Genomic DNA, 21931 nt, shown 5'->3' with positions numbered 1-21931 from the left:
ATGTATTTGAAATGCATCTTATAAAAAGAAATAATAGGTGTCAATAAATTTAACAGGAATTTTTATGCAACTGACTCAATTTACCGATTACACGTTACGCGCTTTAATTTATATTGCGCTAAGAAAAAACTCATGCACTATTAAAGACATTACAGAAGCTTACTCCATCTCCATCAACCACATGATCAAAATCATCCATAATTTAGCAAAACTTGGGCTGATTAAGACCATACGCGGCAAGAATGGCGGAATTCTAATGGCAGCTTCTCCCGAAACCATTAATTTGGGTGAGTTGATCATTAAACTTGAGCCACACTTTGATTTGGTTCCTTGTTTTAATAAAGAAAAAGCAAATTGCTGCATTGCTCCGGTATGCAAACTCAAAAGTATTTTACATGAGGCACAAAGCGCCTTTATCAGTGTTTTGGAACGCTACACTTTGGCAGATGTATTACACAATAAAAACGAGTTATTTGCTTTGCTGAGAATCAATCAATAAACAAAAAACCAGGATTGATTCAATCAAATAATTTTTTGAGCGAGCAGCACACCAAATAAACCGGGTATTGGCCTACCGACTCTTTATACTTCAATACAGACCAACCACGATTCTGGTAAAAATGATAAAGCTCCTCGTGTTTTGGTAAAAAGGTAAATGAATTAGGTAATGAATAGAGTTCTGATTGAACAGGAAAAACCAAAAAATGACAACCATTCTTTGCTGTTGCCTCTTGCAACTCCGTTAGTAAAGAGGGAATACGCTTAGCATTTAAAAATTGCAGCGTTACTGTAGAGAACACAAAGTGATATTGTTCTTTTGTGAGAGTTAGAGATTGACTCCACATCCTGTAACAAACACCTGGAAGATTTTTGCAATGCGATACGCTGTCTAATTCAGGATGATGAATCATATGTCGTGCCAGCAAAACTTCCGTCATGTAAATTAATCTGGTTTTATGCGATGTTTTATTGACAAAACGGACTTGATAAAAAAAATTAATTTGGAAACTTGAACAGTTTAGTAAAATGAAAGGGTGTCTTTATATTCAGTTAGATACCTTTGATTTTCAGGCGCGTCCTTTTTATGAAAAATTAGGATTTGAATGTGTGGGTACGATATCAAAATGGGTTGATGATCGAGATTGCCATTTTATGAGGAAAATATTGGATTAATTCAAACTTCGCACTTTTATAGTATGAAATTAATCTTCCTATAGAATCATACTGATTTTTTTTAGAAGTCATTAATGTGGGAATTCACGGGTGTTTAATCCGCTTTTTGCGGCCGTGTATGCTTTTCCCTGAGCCAGGCCTATGCCGATTAAACAGCATTATCCATTCTTGCGAAGGCAATTAAATTGACGCTGGGATCGGTAACTACTGCGGATATTGATAGGTTAATTTTATATGCATGGTCAATGGCTAACAAAAAACGTCTATTCGTAATTTAATCATCTTTGTTTGGTAAAACTTAATATAACTTAAGCTCTAAACCGTTTCTTCTAATTTTAAATATTGATACAGTGTTTCACGGCTAATACCAAAATCTTGGGCGATTTTTGTTTTCGTATCACCCTGCACCACCCTTCTCTTTAATATATTAATCTCATCTGAGGATAAAGAACGTTTTCTTCCTTTGTATACCCCTCGCTTTTTTGCTAATGAAATCCCTTCTCTTTGGCGCTCTTTAATTAATGAACGTTCAAACTCCGCAAATGCCCCCATGACGGATAACATCAGATTGGCCATTGGCGAATCTTCACCAGTGAATGTTAGTTGCTCCTTAACAAATTGAATAGCGATACCCCTTCCGTTGAGATCTTTAACAATTTTTCTTAGATCATCTAAGTTACGTGCCAGCCTATCCATACTGTGAACATGTATAGAATCGCCCTTTCTTGCAAATTTAAGCATCGCTTCGAGTTGCTCGCGTTTAGTATCTTTACCTGAAGCTTTATCGGTAAATACCTGGTCAAGCTCCATTCCCTCTAACTGACGCTCAAAACTTTGATCTAAGGTGCTGACTCTGATGTACCCAATTTTTTGTCCTGGCATGATATTCTCAATTTTTTGTCAAGTTAGATTCTAAGACCTATTAATCCGTGTGTCAATTAATGCAAAATATGAATCTATTCTGACAATAAATTATGAGGGAACCTGACATCAGATTAGGGTATACTTTAAATTGACATAGAATTTGCTAATCACCAACTTATAAAAAGTTAGACATGTTTGAAGCTGAGATCATGATAACTGGATATAACGTTTTGGGAGCGCAAAAAAAATTGATGGCCTCTAAAACTTCATTAGTTGAGTTAGAAAATGAACAATCGACCATCTTTTGGGGCTTCCAAAACATGAAATTGTGCCCATACATGTTCGGTAGTGCCTATTTGTATGGTGTAGGGGCACAGTAGAGTGTAGTCGCTACCGATTATAAAGCACTGCACAGGACTTCAAACCTCATTTACCACACCCCTTATTTATTAAATCGGAATTCCATTTCTACTTGTTTGAAGTTTCTTGATTATATTTTTAGCTTCTCGTGAAAATTCAAGAGGTAAATCTGTAATCCATGGTTCAATATGATCAAATCTACTTTTAACAGAGGAATGGGTGAAAGCCTCATAGATCCTTTGTGTATCAGAGATTATTTCCAACAATTCATCATCATCTGATTCATAATATATATATGAAAAATAAGAGGAAAGATATATGTAGTTCTTGGAGTAATGATCATCAACATTCATCATATATTCGACCATTTTTGAAAGGTACTTATCTCTGAATAAAGGTCTTTCTTTTAAATCATAAAGGTATTTTTTGGGAATTAAAAACATTATCCGCATGTTTTGATTGATCTTAGATATTGCTGTGAAATACCTTTCATCTGGAATTTTATTAGTTAAATAAGAATTAATTATTATATGTCTGACAGTGCGAGCCATATTTAATAAATCCATGTAATCAGGAGTCGTACGCTGAATTTCAGCATTCATTGCCTCAAAATAACCAATTAAAGCTGCTGGTTCATTATATGCACAAGATATTTGTTTACATAAGGTCCTCATAGTGTCATGTGCAAACTTATAACTATTTTTTAGGTCGGTACGTTCTTCCTCAGTTAATGATATTTTAGTTATGATACTTTTCTTGTTAACAGAAAGAGTGTGTTCATCAAAATAGTATTGCATATATAGTTTAGGCACCATGTAAACAGCTACGATACTGAAATTACATCCCCCTGGTCTTTGATATAGATCAATGGCTTCTAATACTTCTATGTTCTTTAAAACTGCCTCCAAAGCGCGATCTTTTAGAAAGAGTTGATCATGAGCATAGTTAAGTTTGAAAAATAGATTACTGCCCTGATCTGAGCAATAATCACCTAAGTTTTTCTTGATATAAGCGATATTTTTTTTATATATATTGTCAATTTCAATTTTAGTCATCTGAGAGAAAGCTACAGAATGATGCATTAAATATATTGTGAGCAGTGCAATGATTTTTTTATACATAATTACTCCATAAATAAACTGTTAAATCTTAATTTATTAAGTTTTTGTTACTCATGACGGAGATTTTATGCAATTAACAGAAAAATTTATATACGAATTTACATATGCTTTGAAACGCAGATCATAAGATTAGAATCGATTGATTAAAAGGTTGTTTTAGAGATTAATAACTTGAGGCTTGCTAAGCGTTAGAGAATAATCAATTTAGTGCTCCAGTTCAGTATAGACAAAAAAATTTCCAAGTTTAAGAAGCAGCAATAAATAAATCTTATCCATTTCAAACCTTGGGCTTTTTAAGTTGAGAATTTCTATAGAACAATTATCCTCACCATAAATATAATCCCACGCCAAAATATTTACCTTAAAAAGTTTATGAAAACCTATCCTATAATTTTCTAATATAAATAAATACCGGATTCAAACATGCCACAAATAAGTGCTACCTTTTCATGGGACAATAGAATTGAAATTAGTAATGATGAGCTTAATGTTTTAAAAAATGCAAAAGAATATTTACAGAATGCTTTAGCTTTCGAAAGGAACTTTGAATTTCTCATATTCAATTATATTGAATATGAATTTACAATCGCTAAAATATCTATTAAGGATATGGCAAACATTACTTTTGATAGAGCACTATTCAATAAATATATTACAGAGATCAATGTTAGATTATTAAATCTTTTCTCTACCTTTAAGGCATATAGAGATAAAAGTCCTAGTTTAGTAAATAAATTATGTAAAGATAAGAAGTTATTTGATGACTTATGTTCTTCAAAGTATGACAACTTCTTTAGTTTTCGCTTAATCGACCTTTTAAGAAATCATGCACAGCATAATGATAATCCTATGTCGCTTTTGACTTTAGGAGGGGAATGGAGAGGAGAATATCAGACAACTCAGGCAAATTCGGAACATTATACAAATCCAATCGTAGACACGGAGATTTTAAGAAAAAATAAAAAAATTAAAAAGAATATCCTACCGTCCCCTGATGATAAATTTCATCTAACCTTTTGCATCAAGCAATATATTGAATGCCTTTCATCTGTTCACAAACAGATTTCTGAAACAATCAAAACACAAATAATATCTATCCAACAAGAAATTTTAACGATTTTAGAACCCAAGATGAAACTCTCTGACGATAAAATTATCTTTGTATATAAGAATAACAATTACGAGACTTACTATCTTAATTGTGATACTTATTTCGATTTAAATAGAGAACATATCAATCTTTCAAATTTAAGTAATCATTGTATTAACACCAAAACCCCTAAAGAAGAGAAGGATAAAATATCTCAATTAAATAAATACAATCCCAAGCCATAATTGTAGAATGAAGTCTACACTGATTTTCATCTACTAAAGAAACTTAAACTTAGTCTATGTAGTCCAAGAGATGTGTGGTAACCAATCATTTTTTTCATATTTTATTAAAAACTTTTAAATTTAATGGGTTTTAGATTATTTGATTAGGATATGACAATTTAATAAATTTTAACCTTGAAACAAAGAAGGATTTATCACGTACTTCGAATTCAAATCTTGATTAATTTAAAAGTCTCATAAAACGGTCGTTTTCTAATACTTGGCGATAGAATATATTTCTCTGTATGAAAATATGATTATTCTGTCTCATTAGGGGCTGCTGATAATTACTTATTCATCGATTGATGATAAAACTTAACTCCACAACCCCCTATTTCTGTAAAATTAAACAGGTGAAAGAGCCATGAATTATATTCCAGATGAAAATATAATTGTCGATGAAACAGAGAACTCAGCTATCTATAAGATCATAAAGCAGGGAATCGTTGACTTTAATACGCCTTACTTCGGCTCCAATCCTTCACAACCCTTTATTATATACATAAAAGACAGTAACTCAGACGTGATAGCAGGTTTAACAGGTTTTTATAGAGGGAAATATGTTCGTGTTGATTTATTTTGGGTTCATGAACATTTCCGCAGCCAGGGATTAGGTAAAAAATTAATTTGGAAACTTGAACAGTTTAGTAAAATGAAAGGATGTCATTATATTCAGTTGGATACCTTTGATTTTCAGGCGCGTCCTTTTTATGAAAAATTAGGATTTCAATGTGTGGGTACGATATCAAAATGGGTTGATGATCGAGATTGTCATTTTATGAGGAAAATATTGGATTAATTCGAACTTCGCACTTTTATAGTATGAAATGAATCCTCCTAGAGAATCATCCTGATTTTTTTAGAAGTCATTAATGTGGGAATTCACGGGTGTTAATCCGCTTTTTGTGGCCGTGTATGCTTTTCCCTGAGCCATGCCTATGCCGATTAAACAGCATTATCCATTCTTGTGAAGGCAATTAAATTGACGCTGGGATCGGTAACTGCTGCGGATATTGATAGGTTAATTTTGTTTGCATGGTCAATGGCTGCTTGGATAAGCTTTGATGCTATTTCGTAGGTGATGTGTTTTTTATTTATTGTTATTTGCATGATTTGTATTTTGGAAGAAAGGAATATGAAATGAAATTCAGTTATTTAATGAAAACCTTGATTACGCTATCGCTGCATCAAGGCTACATCGTTTAAATATATTATGGGGAGGTGGAAATCGAACCCGCGATAATTTATCTTAACTTATTGATTTATATGTTCTTAATTTTTTAATTACTAATTCTAGGGCGTCAATGGGACTTTTTTGATGCTCCTTCTCCATCACTTAAAATTATAAGCCGTGATCTCACATTTAAGTCTATTAACCTTAAACAGTTTCTCAATTTATGCAATTTACTTATTATAAAGGCAACTAATTATTTGAATTAGTTGACAACCAAAGGCAACACTATTTTATGCAAGGCATCTTGTAATAAATTGTTTAATGTATATTATTATTTGCTTTAAAGACTTTAATGATAATTATAGTATGCATTAAAATTTCTATTGTTTGCTTTTTTTATTAATGTATCTTATTATTTTCGTTAAACAACATAATGTAAAATATAAAATATATTAAAGGTTATAGCATGAGCAAAAAAACACATTTACCCATTCCAGTACAGAAAGTTTTAAGAATATTGGGCAAGAATATTAGTGATGCGCGCCGGCGTCGTCGTATAGCTATGGAGCTAATGTCTGAACGTTGTGGTTTTTCTCGCCTCACTTTATCCAAAATTGAAAAAGGCGATCCAAGTGTATCCATGGGTTCGTATGCATCTGCTCTTTTTGTTTTAGGCATGTCTGATCATTTGGCGTGTGTTGCTGATGCCTCTCACGATATTGTCGGGCGCGAACTTGAAGAAGAAAGCCTCCCTAAAAGAATCAGAACGCCACAAGGCAATAAAGGGGGAGCACATGAGTAGCCAAGAAATTTATGTTTCGATTGATCTTGGCGAAAAAACGCACAAGGTTGGCAAGCTATGGTTTCATCAGCGTGGCGCCAGGCAAAGTGCATCTTTTGAATATGATCCTGACTGGCTGAAACATTCAGAAAAATTTGCTCTTGATCCTGCTCTTCAATTAACCTCTGGCGCATTTCATACCACACCAGACCAGATATTATTCGGTGCTATTGGTGATTCGACTCCTGATCGCTGGGGTCGTGTTTTGATGCGCCGAGCAGAAAGTGTGCGTGCAAAATCGATTGGAGAGTCAGCAAGAACACTGTCAGAAGTCGATTATCTGTTAGGTGTTAATGATGAAGCTCGTCAGGGCGCTTTACGTTTCTCGCTAAAAGATGGCGGACCCTACTTAACCCCCAAAGATAAAGAAAGCATACCACCTTTAATCGATCTGCCTCGATTACTTTCTGCAACTGAACATTATCTTAATGACGAGGAAACAGCTGAAGATCTGAAAATATTATTAGCCCCTGGGTCATCTCTTGGTGGAGCGCGGCCGAAAGCATCAGTTAGAGATAAAGATGGTCATCTTGCAATTGCTAAATTTCCAAAAAAAGATGATGAATGTAACGTGGTTGTCTGGGAAGCGGTTACGCTGACTCTTGCAGAAAAAGCGGGAATTAAAACAACCGATTGGCGTCTGGAAACAATCATGGACAAACCGGTTCTGATTCTGCGCCGTTTTGACCGTCACGCAGGTCAGCGTGTTCCATTCTTATCTGCAATGAGTATGTTAGGTGCAAAGGATAATGACCCGCACAGCTATCTTGAAATCGCTTATGCCATTACTCAACACGGCGCAAGTCCAAACAGTGATTTAGAAGAACTGTGGCGGCGTATCATTTTCACCGTACTGATTTCAAACACAGATGATCATTTAAGAAATCATGGTTTTTTATATGAACGTCATAAAGGTTGGCGATTGTCACCAGCCTATGATATCAATCCTACACCGGTTGAAATTAAAGCACGGATGTTATCAACGTCGATAGATTATGATGATCCAACGGCTTCTATTGATTTGGCGCTTTCTGTCATTGATGAGTTTCGGATAAAGAAAGTAAGAGCACTTGAAATTATAAAAGAGGTTGGGCTAGCTGTAAGGAAATGGCGAACTGTTGCTACCCAATTTGGTTTGACAAAAAGGGAGATTGACCGCATGGCTTCAGCTTTTGAACATGAAGATTCAAAGAAGTTAGAATCTAATTTGCATCGGAACAAAATGCAAGTCAAGAAATAACAATTCCTCAACCTATTGTATTTAAAGGTTTTTGTTTGAGTCCAAAAGGTTAAATAGGCTTTAGAATCAAAACCCAATCAAGAAAATTACTTGGGACTATTTTTCAATTGGCCAGTCAACGGCGAGGACTAGTCATTGACTGTTGTATATCCTGTTAAAGTCGCTATGGTGCCTTTTCATTTCAATGTCTTTACCTGATATTACCATTTCGTTGTTTGGGCTCCTACAGCAAGGGGATATCTATTTTTTATATCACACCATTTGAATTCATGGAATGTTCAGGGAGCGCAGAGATAACATCCCAATGCTCTATAATTTTTTGATCCTCTATACGGAAAAACTCTGCCACAATCTCCCCACAATCATCTGGATATTTTTTTGCCAACACATGAAGTACGACCATATTTTCATCAGCAATAATGCGCCTAATTTCTACATGGCTTAAGGGATAGTCTTGAAAGTATTTCTCAAATAATGTGTAAAATGCCTCACGTCCATCAGGTGCATTTGGGTTGTGTTGAATATAGGATTCATGTAAGTATCGAATTGCAGCTTCTCTGGGTTGATGTTGATTGAATGTTAATTCGAAAAAATTCATCACAATTTCTTTGTTTTTTTCTAGCATATAAATTCTCCTAACCAATAAAATACTACTTCATGCTTAATGATATTGTTGGGCATTATCAATTTATCCAAAAAGTTATTAATTTCATTTAGTGCTTCATTTGAAAAATTGCTATGGTCATTCTGAAGGAAAAAAGACAACATGGATAACCATTCCTGGCTTCCTTTTTGGGGCATATAAATTGGGCTCTCAATCACATCTTTTTGAAAGAGGATATTGTTTCTATTCAGTGTTGTTTCAATATGTCGACTGTAATACAGTTTCTCTTGTTTGTTACCTAAATAACGCTTTAATCCATGTTGAATTTGATAAATCCCAGTGTCGCTTCTTATGACAATACAAGTGGCACGGCCATGTTTATTAATGGATATCAAATCATTTGCTAAATCTTCAGACCAATATAAACATTGAGACGCCAGAATAACATCAAATTTTTGTTGATGATGTTTAAAGTAGTTTTCTAATGACATCTGTATAAAACGTGTTGAACGACTCAAATGACTAATTTTTTCTAAAAACTCATCTCGAGTATTGGCAGGATCGATACCAACGATTCGCTCTAAGGGCGTTGTTATTGTTTCTTGAGATAATATCTTATCTAAAAGATCTCCAGTATGACAACCAACATCCAACAAGTTGTTGAATTGAGATAATCGCAGGATTCGGGAGGGAAGCATGTCGGCCAATACCTTTTTTTCACTGGCATGTTCAAGATATGTTTGAAAGTAGCTTGGATGATTATAAATTGACATATTCAAACTCCTGATTGATATCATTGGTCAGGTCGTAAAGGTAATCAGTACGCCCTGGCCATATCCAGTTAAAGTTTGGATAGTGTGTATTGGCTGTTTCCAAAAATTGCAACGAGATACTTTGTCGGCTTTTAGATGAAAAGTTGGCGGGGCTTGCATGCACAAAGTTACCATGCATAATGAGAGCGCTTCCTTTTTTCACTTCCAGCGGTTTATATCGCTCTATTTCCGTTTCAAAGTTTGGAATTTCAACGTCATTGATTTGATAGAAAGTTCTTTGTTTTCGATGTGAATCTAGCTTTGAGATATATTTCAAAGGCCAATGGTTGCTACCCGGTATCCCCCATAGACATGCATTTTCGATGGTGGCATCTTCAAGCGCAATCCATAGGACAAGAGCACTGGTGGGTTCTGAATAGGCAAAGGTATTTTCCTGGTGAGGTTTTACTTTGCTTCCGAGGCCAAAACCATATTTTGGAATATAAACACTTAAATGGCAAACGGGCCTAAGATAGTTTAAAGCTTTTAAAAACTGAATCATTTTGTCATTAATTAAAGAACCTAAGCCAGGATAATTGGTTTCTTTATGTAAGGCGTGACCGATACGATTTATCTGATAGGTATTGGCAATTTTTTCATAGAAAATATGTGATTTATCTTTAGACTCCAGAAAATAGGGCTTATTTGCAAAGTCTTCATCAGGAGATTTTTTATGATGCTTTTGGACTGAATAAAAACAAATCTTCTGATTGTTCCAATCATTAATCAGGTCTTGTTGGGCTTTGTCAGTAACAGTTTGTATTTCCTCTAATATTTCATCAACCCTTGTCTCACTTATATAATCTTCGAGGGTAATCACGCCATGAGAATGAAACTCATCAAGTAATTCTTTATTGGATGGATAACTTTTATCATTTTCAAGGATAGTTTGGGACATATGGATACCTTTTATTAATCGTTATTAAGGTATCCCTCGGCTGAAATGACCATCAGAATATTTTATCCGGGAGGGAACGAGAAGATAAAAAGTCATTTCACACTACAAGAACTATTCTATCAATAATTAGATACAACGGTAAAATAGTTTTATGGGAATGATCCTGACTTTAGGAGCAAATTTTATTTGTCAGGAAAATATTTAATGAAAATTTATTTTAAATCAATACGTTGGTGGAGGTGTCGTCCCAAAATTGGAACCGGTTCAATTCCCATATTTTGGAATGAGGAAAAGAGCTTTTGGAACTGACTGCTTAAAGAAATACTGTTTCTTTTGAAAGAAATTTATACGTGTATATTACATGGATTAAATTTATCCCGATTAACACCCTATTTGTAATTTTCCCTAAAAATGAATATAATATAAGTGTTACCTGCTCGGCAATCAGGCATTCAAGACTGCACAAAGGTCCGCCCAGTGCAGCTGGCCCAACAAACGGAGACGACAATCCATGTTGACGCCATTTTTAGGCTTCTTCGGAAGCCTTTGTCGTTTAAAGGTCCTTCAATCGTACCCTTAGTTTCATCAATATACTTAACAATATAATTTAATGAGTTCATTCACCCAAGCAATAAGTTTAGCTGTGCCTGATTTTGATCTTTAATTTGAAAACCGTGATGAGTTTGACCGATTGATATTGATGGCATTGTCGTTATGCTATGACAAATTTTTCCTTTACTTAGACTAAGATATAAAGCCTCGCCGCCAAAGGTTTGCTCAATATTATTTAAAATGCTATCCAACCCACCATCACGCTCTTTGCCAAATAAAGCAGTAGCCTCTTTTCTAACCCTTAGTTCTTGTTTCAATGATTCAATTGCCGATAAAGCAACTTGATAGGTTAATGTCTGCGTTGTTTGTTTCTCTTTTGTTGGTAACGACAGTTCACCCTCATCATAAGCCAAGAGCAAATCCCACGCTTTGGTATATGCGATGATTTGAATGGCTTCTCGTCCTAAATCATTAACCAACTCATGATTGATTAAAGTTTTTTGTAATAGCTCAACAGCCTGTTGTAACTCATGGATGCCTTGTTGACTTAAACGCCTTTCATTGGTTGTATAGCCACGCACCAAGTGTTCTTTCAACACATGACTAGCCCACTTTCTGAATTGAACACCTTCTTTAGAGTTTACCCTATAGCCAACAGAGATAATCGCGTCTAGATTATAGTATTCTATAGCACGTTCAATTTCACGATCGCCTTCTTTTTGAACTGTTGCAAATTTTGCAACAGTTGATTCTGGCTCTAATTCGCTGGTCTTAAAAATGTTATTCAGTGTCGTGAAATAACGGATTTATCACGCCCAAATAGCTGAGCCATTTGATTTAAGGTTAGCCAAACGGTCTCATTGGCTAGATTGACATCCAACTCAATATGCCCATCTTTAGCGGTATATATTACTATTTCTAACACAACAACCCCTTTTTATTTATTCATAAGGCTCAATGTATGATTCTATCGTTAAGTTATTGAAATGGAAAATATTATATGTAAGCAAGTTACTGGTGCCATTTGTTCTAATCTCCAACAATAATGCAAAGAACATCTAATACCCGCCCAATTTGCCTTAAAATGATTCATAATGTACAATTAACACATCCAAGAGTGTAAGGGTTACTATGAAGGTATTAATTTGGGGTTGCGGCCGTATCGGTGGAAGTATTGCTAAGTCTATAAATGCATTAAATAAAGATGAAAAAAAGATTGAAATTGATGGATATGATGAGAATCCTACATTAGATTCTGGCCTAGCATCCCAACTTGGTTGTTTCTCTAAGTTACATGATAATATGCCCGATTCAGCTTCACTTTCTGAATATGATGTCATATTTATCTGCACTCCTATTGATTCATTTGAAAATATCGCTAAATATCTACAAGATAAAGTGGGTGATAAGACTGAAGTTGTCGACGTTGGTTCCAGAAAATCTCAATCTGTTGATTTAATAAGAAAACATTTGCCAAATAACTATTTTCCTATCCATCCGATGGTTGGAGGGTCCGCGCTTAATGTAACCAATAAGGTAACTATTGTCTCTGATTACGAAGGGTTCTCGGCTCAATTTTTCGACAAAAAAACTATATTTACTTTTCCTAGCAGTCAAACTTGCCAAGGAGCACATACACAAGAGTTAATAGAGCGCTTGGGAGGTCGATTAGTTAACACCACCACCCAAGAACATGATAGTATCTGTGCTTTAACATCACATCTTCCGCAAGCACTAGCCGCTGTTTTTTGGTTTTCTTTTTCACAATCATCAATACATCCTAAAGATAAATCATTTGACTTCACCTCTAAAAAAATTCTAGATCCAATGTGGCTCCCCATCTTTTTGAATAATGAATTTATTGCACAACGTTTTAAAGAGTTTCAAATAGAATTGCAAAGACTTAAAACTCTTCATTTGAAGGACAACGCTTTTAATGATCAGGAGCTTGTCCGCCCTACTGAAGTCAAAGCTTTAGAAGCATTTATAGTCAAGACGATTGAGAACTTAAAAAATTCCTGTGATAGTCCGATTCGAGATAATGCTTGTGGTAGAGGTTATCAAGTGTTTATCGAAGCTGGTTTCTCCCTATTAGAGCAGTATATTGCTCAGGCAGATAAAAAGTCACTTGCCTTGGTGTTACACAATTTTACAAATGCAATTGATATATTTTTATCTGTCATGAAGAATCAAGAACAATTAAGAGAATTTTTAGAAGAAGCTCACGCTTGCTATGACTACAAACCCATTTTAACGAAAAATACATCTCTGGATTAAATAGAATAAGCCCGCTTGAACCCTTTGAGAAGAAAATACAAAATAAAACCATTTAAAATCAATAACTTATGGTGGAGGCGGCGGGAATCGAACCCGCTACACAGGATTTTGATGATGATCATAAAAGACAACCAAAGACCACGAAAAACAAGAAGAAATAAGGGGTTATCTGTCCAATGTTTAAAGCAGTCTGTTGTCTTTGGTTATCTCTAATTGTCAGAAGATGGTGCCGGTATGGTGCCTTTTTCATTTGGCTAACAATGTCATGGCAGTCAAACAACAGTCAAACAACAGTCAAACAAATTAAATTCACTAACATATTGTAAATCATGGCTTTTTACAAAAAATATAGTAAAAATGTTGCCAACCAATCAAACAACAGTCAAACAAATTAACCTACTCTATACAACCCACCATGGCAGATATTTTTTAGCTTTACTTCCAACCGAGTCATCATAACATCGGATCTTTCCAGCCCCCAATGCATCTCGGATGATTCGAGAGACCATAGCACTGTTTTTCGGATCGATACCAAAACGATCCCTCAAGGTGGAATTAGTCATGTAGTCACGCTCTACATATCGAAGACAGGCATGCAAATAACAAGCCCATATCCTATCTTGCTTATCCATATCTTTCAGATCTCGATGAGCAAATAATACTACACGGGTATGCTCTTCAACGGCTTCAAAAATAGGCGCTGGTAATTGGTAGTACTCAATTTCAGAGATTACTTTATCAATTCCACTTCCCCGTTCCTCGCAAATACCAAAACGGCGCATTAATGCTGCCAATGCTTCATTACGTGATTTAGGCGGTGTATCCAAAAACCTTTCGGTTGAAACAAGGGGTAACCCGGGATTAGTTATTTCCATTCTATTATCAAAAATTTCAATCATTGGTCCAGCACCCGTAACTTTGAAATCTTGATGGGTTAAAGCATTGGCAACAAGTTCACGTATTGCCAGTTCTGGATACATGGGGACGGTCTTTCTGAGTGCAGTTCCAATAACCTCATTGGTCGGTATTAAAGCCATAATATATTCAATAAGTCCTTCAAAACCAACAGCATAGCCTTTGTGTTCAATATGCTCCCTCTGAGTTTCTATTCGATTGTTACCTTTATAATGAATAATGCGTAAAGCTTTTCGCCTTAGTTTAAGGAAATCTGAAAGATTTTTGGCAAATAATACTGCTCCAAGGGTTGTGATGTTCCAACCGCCAGCTTCACAGGGAGTAATCAGTTTCTCTGTTTTTAGTGCATCTAATATAGCAGCACGCCCATCAGGCAAAGGTAATCCTAACAAATTAAAATATGCTGGATAATCAATTAGCATTAAAACGGTTTCATCAGATACTTTTTCTTCTGCTACTCCATCCTCAAAAGGTTTGCGATCCAATACCCGCCATAACGCCTTCTCTTTTTCCGGGTGATCGCTAAGTTTCTTTTTATATGAACCAATACGGATGAATTTTTGATTTTTAAATTGAACGGGATGGCTGGTTTCTGCTTCTATTTCAAGAATAACCAGTGCTTTACCATCCATGTTGATACTGACAAAATGAAAATTTATCTTGGGCGATAACAACCTTGCAAGCCAGCTTAATAATGCTTCATTACCAACTTTTGTTCCATTCGGTTTAAAAGTAGTTCCAACAATATCATGAGTACTATTATCAATACCCCAGACAAGATATGCGCATGGTTTATCTAAAAGCAAAGCAGAATTAACCAAGGCTGAACAGTATTCACCGATTTCTTCTGGCTCAGCTTTATTATGTTTAAATTCAAGCCACTCTGTTTCCGATGGAAGTTTACGAAGTTCGTTAATCAAATCCTTGTAGTAATCAGCAGGACGACTATTTACTTCTACATGCATAATTATTCTACCCCTTTTTGATTACGAACTCGCTCATACACGGCCTTTACTAAATAGCTGGCAGCTACCTCATGGAATTTGGGATCATTCATCAATTTTGCAAATATTATGCTAATTCTTTGATTAGCATAATCTCATCTTTCATGAACTTAATTTTTCTTGTTTATGGAAAATTAGAGAAAATAATGGAAATATAGCAGAGATTCAACCTTAATGAAGAAAAAATATTGGAGCATAGTTAAAACAGACGATATTCTGCATTTATACCAAAACAATTGTACCGACCTAATTTATGAACAAGTTTTCACCGATTGAAAGTGAAACGGGGTCAAATCTTTTGATTAGCGTATTTTAATTCCAACACAATAGAAATATTATCGACGATGAAGTGGTCGATTGTGTTAAATATTTAGGTTATGCCAGTGTGTTTTCTATGGGCTGATATACAGCATTCTACAATTAATTTAGATATATAAAAAATCGCCAATCAAAAGACTTTCTAATGGGTGACCCCTACCTCTTGACCGATGATAGAGAGAAAAGCCTTAAGGATGTTATTACCCAACTTGAACCAGAGCTTTCAAAAAGGTAACCGGCTTAATCGTCAAAGATTTTGAGCTTTTAGTTAGTCTGGGAGTATTTAATAGCGCCCTCATGAATGATGTTGTTTACAAATTCAAGCGGTATGAGGACGCAAGTCTAATATACACGGGTATTAACCGACACGAAAATGAAAGCGTTGGTTTGTATGAAACGGTCATTACTGCCGAGGAATACCGTGAAGGTCTTTCCAAATAAGCTATTTCAATTTTAGGTGCTGAGTGTATCTTCTAAATTCATAATTTTCCCTAATGGCAAATAAAATCCGCCATCATCAGTATGCAAAAGTACATTAAATAATATTCGACTAATGATTGATTGGGGCAAATTATGATCTCTTCGATACCCTTTCACATCCCAATTTTGGGTATATGCACGTTCGAAATTTTTTTCTATGTTACCAACTACTGCATTAGCCGCTTGCTTTTTACTAATACTCCCTTGAGTCCTCATATAATAAGCAGCCGTACTACTTACAGCAGTCCATATAAAACCATAGACTTGTGCAACTGAATACATTTCAAGAGCCTTACTCAACACTAATCTGGTTTTGTCTCCAGGTGTAAAAGGAAGCTTATGTTCATCCATTTTATATTTTAAATAGGCTAAACATTCTTTCAGTGAAATATCTTTACAAAAGTCTAAAACTTCATCGTAGCTAGCTTCAAGATAATCTGTTGATGCTAATTTAGCTTCTAGGAGCATGATAAACTCTCTAAAAGTCTGTCCTTCAGATAAAGGTAAAAGCCATTTGACAGATTTGGGGTAAAAAGAAAAATTATTATCTTCTGCTAATGTGAGTGTATCGGGGTGAGAAAATGGAGCTATTGATATACATCCACCCCTGTAGAGCTCTCGTATAAAATCGATATCATCATCGTCATCAGGAGAAAGACGATCTGTTCTATTTGTTAAATATTCATTTATAAACGTTAAATCTTCATTAGCACCATAACGAATTAGAGACAACAATAGTATGGACAATCTTACGTTTAATCGCTCAATTGAGAGGGGATGGTTTTCCTGTTGTTTAGTAAATTCGTGCGATAAAACAATTTGTTTCTTTTCATTAAGGAGCATTTTTTCATTGGCCAGGCAATCATTGCAAGTCCAACAGTTTATTTCAGTCGTAGATTGATAATCTGTTCTATTTACATATTGATATGGTATCGAACAAGAAGAGCAATAAAGTGTGCTTGAATAGGCACAGCTATACTCTTTTGCTATTTGAGTGATTTTATTGGCAGAGAGCCCGTATTTCTTTCCGATTGCGCTGGTGTTATGCAAAAACTCCCCATTATTATCAATTTCCCAATAGTCAGCACATATTTGGATGATTTCTGGTCTGTTATCAAAACAAGTTACTTTCATTATATTTCTCTTTTTATTTATTTTATTAGCACTCTCCTTGTGTCGGTACAGTCTTAACAAGAACCAATACCCCTATAATCCTAACTCTCGGAGTTTATAAAAAAACCAATAAATGTCCAGTGGAAATTAAAGAGAGGTAAAAAATATAATGGAAAAATACGTAAAAATAACAAAAATGAAATCGTCTATTACCGTTTCCATTTAATTCTGATCGATTGAAATGGGCAGTTAGTTCGATTACAGAAGTTATAGTTCGCTATTGAATAACCATGCCATGCTTCAACAATATAAAGAGCAATCCTGTGTTGAGTTAAGCTTTAATTTCATGAAAAATAATGTTTTCCAACAACCTTCATTTTTCCTGAAGATACCTGTCAATCATTACCTTGATGCATTGAAGCAGCTAAATGTGCAAGTATGACGGACTTATTTGCGGGATTATCAATTTTTAAATGAGTAAATCTATCTCTATTTTGCCAATAGGTACATTGTGGGCATTGTGTTTCTTCGGGGTAATCAATGCCTTCTTCATGTGGGCAACCAAATATTTTTTCCATTAAAGTAATCGATTTGATTTTATGGCTGGCAAATAATTTTGTGACTTCTCCGAGAATCCTGGCATGGGATCTGATATCAAATGCTTCATTAAACCACTTGAATAACATCGGCTCGCTCTCTTCACTATAGGAAATGCCAACCACCAACTTTGTTGCCATGTGATTTGTTGGACCATAAAAAGCCATAGAGGCAGTAGGATAGCCATTAAATCCTTTTTTAGATTTTTTTATAAATGGTTTTAATTGAGAGAAATTTTTCATTTTTTAAATAAACTTATTATAATTAACAAGTTAAGTGGTGGCGGCGGCTATTGAACTAATCGATTAACCTATTGTTATTTAATGCTTTTAAATTTATAAAAAATTTTGTTGCCCCCAAAGTTGCCCCCAACGATGAAATCTTATACTCGATTGTAAGTACGCCAGGGTGAATTCAATCAATTGTTACTTTCTTAATTCATAGTATTTAGACAGTAGACGTAACTATCCAAACATGACTCTTTATTCATGTGGGATATAAATAGTACTAGTGAATTATCTTCAGGGATACTATTATATAGCTATAATGTAGATTAAACTTAAATTGGCGCAAAATGGCTAAAGCAGAACAATTAATTCAATTACTTAGAAGCCATATAGAAGGTAACGATGAGTACTTTTATACTGTGGCAATGCAAGTAGCCGCCCACGAAGCTCGCATGGGACACTCTAAACTCGCCCAAGAATTAAAACAATTAATCGATAAAGCCAAATCAAAGAATGAACGTAAAAATAAAGTTATCAACCTTGTTAGACATACCCATGAGTTAGAGGCATTCCTCTCGATAAGTGAACCTACAATAAAATTAAATGAGCTTACTTTCTCAGATAAAATTAAATTAACTTTTAAACGGATTATTTTAGAATTTAGACAACAAAGTAAACTTCGAGAACACGGCCTACATCCAAGACGTAAATTCCTATTATACGGGCCACCAGGAACTGGAAAAACTGTTACAGCATCTGCTTTATCAAGTGAATTAAATCTTCCATTATTCACCATCAGACTTGATGGGTTAATTACGAAGTATATGGGAGAAACCGCTAGCAAACTTCGACAAGTATTTGATTCTATGCGTACTGCACAAGGGATCTATTTCTTTGATGAGTTTGATGCAATAGGCTCCCATAGACATTCACCTAATGATTTGGGGGAAATTCGACGTGTTTTAAATTCTTTCCTTACATTTATGGAAGAAGATACTTCTGACAGCCTTATTATTGCAGCAACAAATTATATTGAGTCGATTGATTTTGCTCTCTTTCGCCGTTTTGATGATGTTATTCCCTATGAACTGCCTGAAAAAAGTAAAATCAGACCAATTATAGAGAATCGTCTTTATAAATTCAAAATGCCAGAGATAGATTGGACTGTTATAGAAAGGGAAGCGAGTGGATTAAGCCATGCAGAAATAACAAGAGCATGCGATGATGCAGCAAAAATGGCTGTTTTAGAAAAAAATGGTTTAATTACCACTGAAGAAATTTTCTCTATGATTCAAGAGCGAAAAACCGCTAGCCACAAGAAGAATTAAGCAATGACGCATCAAAAATTTCCTCACATACTCCTGCCTGAGATTAAACAGACACAATCTTATAAGCCCAAGGCAGGAGGTAGTTCATCTGATTATAGTATCCCAGATCAAATACCTGCTATTCATGGTAATGTCTTAAAAAATGCCTATTCCGTAGCGTTACAAAACTACCAGCTTTTATGCGAACAAAATGGTATAAAGGATGCCGTAGGTGATAAAGGATTTGCTATTGAAGTTAATGCTCCGGAGGGGATTGGGCTAGAATATATTAGACTTGAAAATAAACAAGGCAAAGAACATATTGAGGTATTAAATGTAAAGTATGATGAGAATGGGGTTGCGAGTAGTGCTGTAATTTATATTCCTCCTTCTAAAAAGGATAATCTTCCCAATAAAATTCTGGACTATCAAGACGAATCAAAAAAAACAAAAAATGGACACCCAAGGAATCGGGAACTTTTTAATACTATTGATAAGATAGTTGCTGCAGAATTAAAGGATTTTTGGGCCGATAATTTACCCTTTCCAATAGAAGATAAATATTGCAGTTGGGAATTATGGCTTAGAGAAGGCAGTATTGAACAAGTAAGAGCCTTCATAAAAGATGCGGACGATATTATTATTTCCACCCACCACTTATGTTTCCCTGATCGCCAAATATGCACCATTGCTTGTAATCTAAAGTTTCTTCAAAAATTACAATTAGCTACAAATACTCTCACTGGCTTTCGTTATAATCGTACACAATCAAGTTTTTTTGACTCTCTTGAACCTCGTGAGCAAAAGGAATGGCAGGAAAATCTTGCTAAACGAATTATTTATAACATGAAAAACAGCAGCGTATGTCTAGTAGATACAGGATTACATAGTGAGCATAGCTTACTTAAGCCAGCTATTAAACCAGAAACTATAGATACTTATCATCCTGATTGGGGAACTGATGATCATGATGGGCATGGTACCGGAATGGGAGGTCTTGCTCTTTTAGGTGACTTAACACCCATATTAGAAGCTGATGATACTATTGAAATTCTACATTATCTTGAATCAGTAAAAGTTTTTCCACCCTACGGAAAAAATGTGCCTGAACATATTGGCTTTATCACCGAGCAGTCTATTTATAGAGCCGAAACTAATGCTCCGAAATTCGATAGAGTATTTTGCCTATCCTGGACTATTTCACTTGAATTAGATGGTGTGTATCCATTAACTATGCTCAATGGCCAGCCCACAGCTTTATCAGCAAAAATTGATCAAATGGCTTTTGCTGTAGATTATATCAATGAATGGCAAATTGATGATGAAATGAAGCGATTATTCTTTATATCTGCTGGCAATATTAGGGATCAATTAAAACATACAACTTATCTTGATTATAATGATCTGTCGGAAATAGAAGAGCCTGCACAATCCTGGAATGCCATCACTGTTGGTGCATATACAAATAAAATTTGGGTAAATGATCCAAATTATGACAGCTGGGAGCCTATTGCTAAAGCAGGTGAGTTATCCCCTAGATCACGCACAAGTGTTAGCTGGGGGAAAACTCCTTGGCCTATTAAACCTGATGTTGTTTTGGAAGGTGGAAACCATATTGGTAAAGATAATTTTCCTCCAGAAGACCACCCTGATTTGCACGTATTAACTACTGGGAAACAAACGCCATTTTGTCACAGCTCCGATACAAGTGCTGCTAATGCGCAAGCTGCTCGTTTAGGTGCAATAATAAGGGCAGAATATCCCCATTATTGGCCTGAAACGGTAAGAGGACTCATTGTTCATAGTGCAAGATGGACTGATGCGATGCTTGCCCAAGCTCAAACCCATCCTATAAATAATGCCAATATGCAGGAAAAAATTAATTTATTAAGGCGGTTTGGGTATGGTGTCCCTAATGAAGAGTTTTTATTAAACAGCTTTAAAAACAAACCTTGCCTTATTATCCAAGATTACTTAAAACCCTTTAAATTAAGTATCGATGAATTAGGGCACAAAAAAGGAAGTGATGCCATATATGATGAAATGAATTTTTATGAGTTGCCCTGGCCAAAAGAACAGCTAGAGCAATTATTTGATCAAAAAGTAACTTTAAGAGCTACTTTGTCATATTTCATAGAACCTAGCCCATCTGAACTACCACCTAAAACAAAACATGGATACGCATCCCATGAGCTCCGTTTCAAACTTAAAAGGGCGAATGAAACCACGGAGGCATTTTTACAGAGGATTAATGCTGAGCTGACATTAGGAGAAGAAATAGACTCACAGGAAAATATAAATAATAGCCGAGGTAAAAATAGTTGGTTACTTGGACCAAAAACACGCGACCGTGGATCATTAATTAGCGATATATGGACAGGAACAGGAGCTGAATTAGCAAATCAAAATATTTTAGCGATAATCCCTCAAGGTGGTTGGTGGAAGTATCGAGTAGGATTTCCTTCAAAAGAAAATCCCCGGCTAGAACAAAAAGTACGTTACTCACTTATCATTAGCTTGGAGTGCGAAGCCGATATTGATATTTACACGCCCATTACACAACAAATCAAAATCCCAGTTAAAATCATCGTTTAGTCCCAAAGCAAAATTATAGACAGCTTTTTTAGAATGCTAAAATTGAGCCGATAACTAAAAAATGCGTCGGCTATCAAGAGGGAGA

General features: G+C 35.3%; 21 protein-coding genes. 10 read left to right on the top strand and 11 right to left on the bottom strand.

The features are described 5' to 3' along the window. Positions 1–64: 64 nt before the first annotated feature. A complete protein-coding gene (locus B094_RS0111540; RefSeq protein WP_018577970.1) occupies positions 65–499 on the top strand; it encodes an Rrf2 family transcriptional regulator in 435 nt (144 codons plus the stop codon). A 19-nt stretch (positions 500–518) separates the two neighbouring features. Here B094_RS0111540 and B094_RS16170 read toward each other — a convergent pair whose 3' ends face one another. Further along, positions 519–938, bottom strand: coding sequence for a class I SAM-dependent methyltransferase (locus tag B094_RS16170; protein ID WP_237762265.1), 420 nt, complete (start codon positions 936–938; stop codon positions 519–521). A 61-nt stretch (positions 939–999) separates the two neighbouring features. On the opposite strand from B094_RS16170, the gene B094_RS17675 reads away from it, so the two are divergent. After that, entirely contained in the window at positions 1000–1173 is a 174-nt protein-coding gene (locus B094_RS17675) for a GNAT family N-acetyltransferase (protein WP_337589150.1), read from the top strand. A 315-nt stretch (positions 1174–1488) separates the two neighbouring features. On the opposite strand, the gene B094_RS0111525 is transcribed toward B094_RS17675, so the two are convergent. Next, on the bottom strand, positions 1489–2055 hold the full coding sequence (locus B094_RS0111525) for a recombinase family protein (RefSeq protein WP_018577968.1): 567 nt from the start codon (positions 2053–2055) through the stop codon (positions 1489–1491). Positions 2056–2246: 191 nt separating this feature from the next. Between B094_RS0111525 and B094_RS0111520 the strand changes: the two genes are divergently transcribed. Continuing rightward, complete coding sequence (locus B094_RS0111520) at positions 2247–2417, top strand: hypothetical protein (protein ID WP_156412810.1); 171 nt, start codon at positions 2247–2249, stop codon at positions 2415–2417. A 69-nt stretch (positions 2418–2486) separates the two neighbouring features. Here the strand turns inward: B094_RS0111520 and B094_RS0111515 are convergent, their stop codons facing one another. Beyond that, positions 2487–3518, bottom strand: coding sequence for a hypothetical protein (locus B094_RS0111515; RefSeq protein ID WP_018577966.1), 1032 nt, complete (start codon positions 3516–3518; stop codon positions 2487–2489). Between the two features lie 423 nt (positions 3519–3941). On the opposite strand from B094_RS0111515, the gene B094_RS0111505 reads away from it, so the two are divergent. Then, a complete protein-coding gene (locus tag B094_RS0111505) occupies positions 3942–4853 on the top strand; it encodes a peptidoglycan binding domain-containing protein (RefSeq protein ID WP_018577964.1) in 912 nt (303 codons plus the stop codon). A 403-nt stretch (positions 4854–5256) separates the two neighbouring features. Beyond that, complete coding sequence (locus B094_RS0111500) at positions 5257–5691, top strand: GNAT family N-acetyltransferase (RefSeq protein WP_018577963.1); 435 nt, start codon at positions 5257–5259, stop codon at positions 5689–5691. Between the two features lie 146 nt (positions 5692–5837). Here the strand turns inward: B094_RS0111500 and B094_RS17715 are convergent, their stop codons facing one another. Continuing rightward, entirely contained in the window at positions 5838–6002 is a 165-nt protein-coding gene (locus B094_RS17715) for a heme-binding protein (protein WP_081621094.1), read from the bottom strand. 530 nt (positions 6003–6532) lie between these two features. Here B094_RS17715 and B094_RS0111495 point away from each other — a divergent pair. Then, entirely contained in the window at positions 6533–6868 is a 336-nt protein-coding gene (locus B094_RS0111495) for a helix-turn-helix domain-containing protein (RefSeq protein ID WP_018577962.1), read from the top strand. Then, positions 6801–8147, top strand: a complete 1347-nt coding sequence (locus B094_RS0111490) for a type II toxin-antitoxin system HipA family toxin (protein WP_237762266.1) — start codon at positions 6801–6803, stop codon at positions 8145–8147. The genes B094_RS0111495 and B094_RS0111490 overlap by 68 nt, the downstream gene beginning before the upstream one ends. A 247-nt stretch (positions 8148–8394) precedes the next feature. On the opposite strand, the gene B094_RS16160 is transcribed toward B094_RS0111490, so the two are convergent. From B094_RS16160 to rhuM, 4 genes are all read right to left on the bottom strand, one after another. After that, entirely contained in the window at positions 8395–8772 is a 378-nt protein-coding gene (locus tag B094_RS16160) for a nuclear transport factor 2 family protein (RefSeq protein WP_018577960.1), read from the bottom strand. After that, positions 8766–9524 carry a class I SAM-dependent methyltransferase gene (locus B094_RS0111480; RefSeq protein WP_018577959.1) on the bottom strand — a complete coding sequence of 253 codons (759 nt, stop codon included), beginning with the start codon at positions 9522–9524 and terminating at the stop codon, positions 8766–8768. The genes B094_RS16160 and B094_RS0111480 overlap by 7 nt, the downstream gene beginning before the upstream one ends. After that, a complete protein-coding gene (locus B094_RS0111475; protein ID WP_018577958.1) occupies positions 9511–10461 on the bottom strand; it encodes a phytanoyl-CoA dioxygenase family protein in 951 nt (316 codons plus the stop codon). Before B094_RS0111475 ends, B094_RS0111480 begins: the two co-directional genes overlap by 14 nt. A gap of 620 nt (positions 10462–11081) precedes the next feature. After that, on the bottom strand, positions 11082–11702 hold the full coding sequence (gene rhuM, locus B094_RS17035; protein ID WP_237762270.1) for a RhuM family protein: 621 nt from the start codon (positions 11700–11702) through the stop codon (positions 11082–11084). Between the two features lie 442 nt (positions 11703–12144). Between rhuM and B094_RS0111465 the strand changes: the two genes are divergently transcribed. Further along, positions 12145–13290, top strand: a complete 1146-nt coding sequence (locus B094_RS0111465; RefSeq protein ID WP_018577955.1) for a prephenate dehydrogenase — start codon at positions 12145–12147, stop codon at positions 13288–13290. Between the two features lie 401 nt (positions 13291–13691). Here the strand turns inward: B094_RS0111465 and B094_RS0111460 are convergent, their stop codons facing one another. From B094_RS0111460 to B094_RS16150, 3 genes are all read right to left on the bottom strand, one after another. Further along, positions 13692–15170 carry an ATP-binding protein gene (locus B094_RS0111460; protein ID WP_018577954.1) on the bottom strand — a complete coding sequence of 493 codons (1479 nt, stop codon included), beginning with the start codon at positions 15168–15170 and terminating at the stop codon, positions 13692–13694. A gap of 810 nt (positions 15171–15980) precedes the next feature. Continuing rightward, positions 15981–17141: a hypothetical protein gene (locus B094_RS0111455; protein WP_018577953.1), complete on the bottom strand. Its 1161-nt coding sequence runs from the start codon at positions 17139–17141 to the stop codon at positions 15981–15983. 374 nt (positions 17142–17515) lie between these two features. Beyond that, positions 17516–17959 (bottom strand): hypothetical protein, encoded by a 444-nt coding sequence (locus tag B094_RS16150; protein WP_018577952.1) that lies wholly within the window; start codon positions 17957–17959, stop codon positions 17516–17518. A 332-nt stretch (positions 17960–18291) separates the two neighbouring features. Between B094_RS16150 and B094_RS0111445 the strand changes: the two genes are divergently transcribed. Further along, positions 18292–19272, top strand: a complete 981-nt coding sequence (locus B094_RS0111445) for an AAA family ATPase (RefSeq protein ID WP_018577951.1) — start codon at positions 18292–18294, stop codon at positions 19270–19272. Between the two features lie 3 nt (positions 19273–19275). Beyond that, complete coding sequence (locus tag B094_RS0111440) at positions 19276–21846, top strand: S8 family peptidase (RefSeq protein ID WP_018577950.1); 2571 nt, start codon at positions 19276–19278, stop codon at positions 21844–21846. Positions 21847–21931: the final 85 nt, after the last annotated feature.

This window comes from Legionella shakespearei DSM 23087 (assembly GCF_000373765.1).
Classification (GTDB): domain Bacteria; phylum Pseudomonadota; class Gammaproteobacteria; order Legionellales; family Legionellaceae; genus Legionella; species Legionella shakespearei.
Note: the sequence above shows the minus strand (reverse complement) of the source record. Positions and strands in the feature narration are given on the sequence as shown.

Coding starts and splice junctions, on each gene's coding strand:
- B094_RS0111540 (WP_018577970.1), top strand. CDS start 65: ATGCAACTGACTCAATTTACCGATTACACGTTACGCGCTTTAATTTAT.
- B094_RS16170 (WP_237762265.1), bottom strand. CDS start 938: ATGACGGAAGTTTTGCTGGCACGACATATGATTCATCATCCTGAATTA.
- B094_RS0111525 (WP_018577968.1), bottom strand. CDS start 2,055: ATGCCAGGACAAAAAATTGGGTACATCAGAGTCAGCACCTTAGATCAA.
- B094_RS0111520 (WP_156412810.1), top strand. CDS start 2,247: ATGATAACTGGATATAACGTTTTGGGAGCGCAAAAAAAATTGATGGCC.
- B094_RS0111515 (WP_018577966.1), bottom strand. CDS start 3,518: ATGTATAAAAAAATCATTGCACTGCTCACAATATATTTAATGCATCAT.
- B094_RS0111505 (WP_018577964.1), top strand. CDS start 3,942: ATGCCACAAATAAGTGCTACCTTTTCATGGGACAATAGAATTGAAATT.
- B094_RS0111500 (WP_018577963.1), top strand. CDS start 5,257: ATGAATTATATTCCAGATGAAAATATAATTGTCGATGAAACAGAGAAC.
- B094_RS17715 (WP_081621094.1), bottom strand. CDS start 6,002: ATGCAAATAACAATAAATAAAAAACACATCACCTACGAAATAGCATCA.
- B094_RS0111495 (WP_018577962.1), top strand. CDS start 6,533: ATGAGCAAAAAAACACATTTACCCATTCCAGTACAGAAAGTTTTAAGA.
- B094_RS16160 (WP_018577960.1), bottom strand. CDS start 8,772: ATGCTAGAAAAAAACAAAGAAATTGTGATGAATTTTTTCGAATTAACA.
- B094_RS0111480 (WP_018577959.1), bottom strand. CDS start 9,524: ATGTCAATTTATAATCATCCAAGCTACTTTCAAACATATCTTGAACAT.
- B094_RS0111475 (WP_018577958.1), bottom strand. CDS start 10,461: ATGTCCCAAACTATCCTTGAAAATGATAAAAGTTATCCATCCAATAAA.
- B094_RS0111465 (WP_018577955.1), top strand. CDS start 12,145: ATGAAGGTATTAATTTGGGGTTGCGGCCGTATCGGTGGAAGTATTGCT.
- B094_RS0111460 (WP_018577954.1), bottom strand. CDS start 15,170: ATGCATGTAGAAGTAAATAGTCGTCCTGCTGATTACTACAAGGATTTG.
- B094_RS0111455 (WP_018577953.1), bottom strand. CDS start 17,141: ATGAAAGTAACTTGTTTTGATAACAGACCAGAAATCATCCAAATATGT.
- B094_RS16150 (WP_018577952.1), bottom strand. CDS start 17,959: ATGAAAAATTTCTCTCAATTAAAACCATTTATAAAAAAATCTAAAAAA.
- B094_RS0111445 (WP_018577951.1), top strand. CDS start 18,292: ATGGCTAAAGCAGAACAATTAATTCAATTACTTAGAAGCCATATAGAA.
- B094_RS0111440 (WP_018577950.1), top strand. CDS start 19,276: ATGACGCATCAAAAATTTCCTCACATACTCCTGCCTGAGATTAAACAG.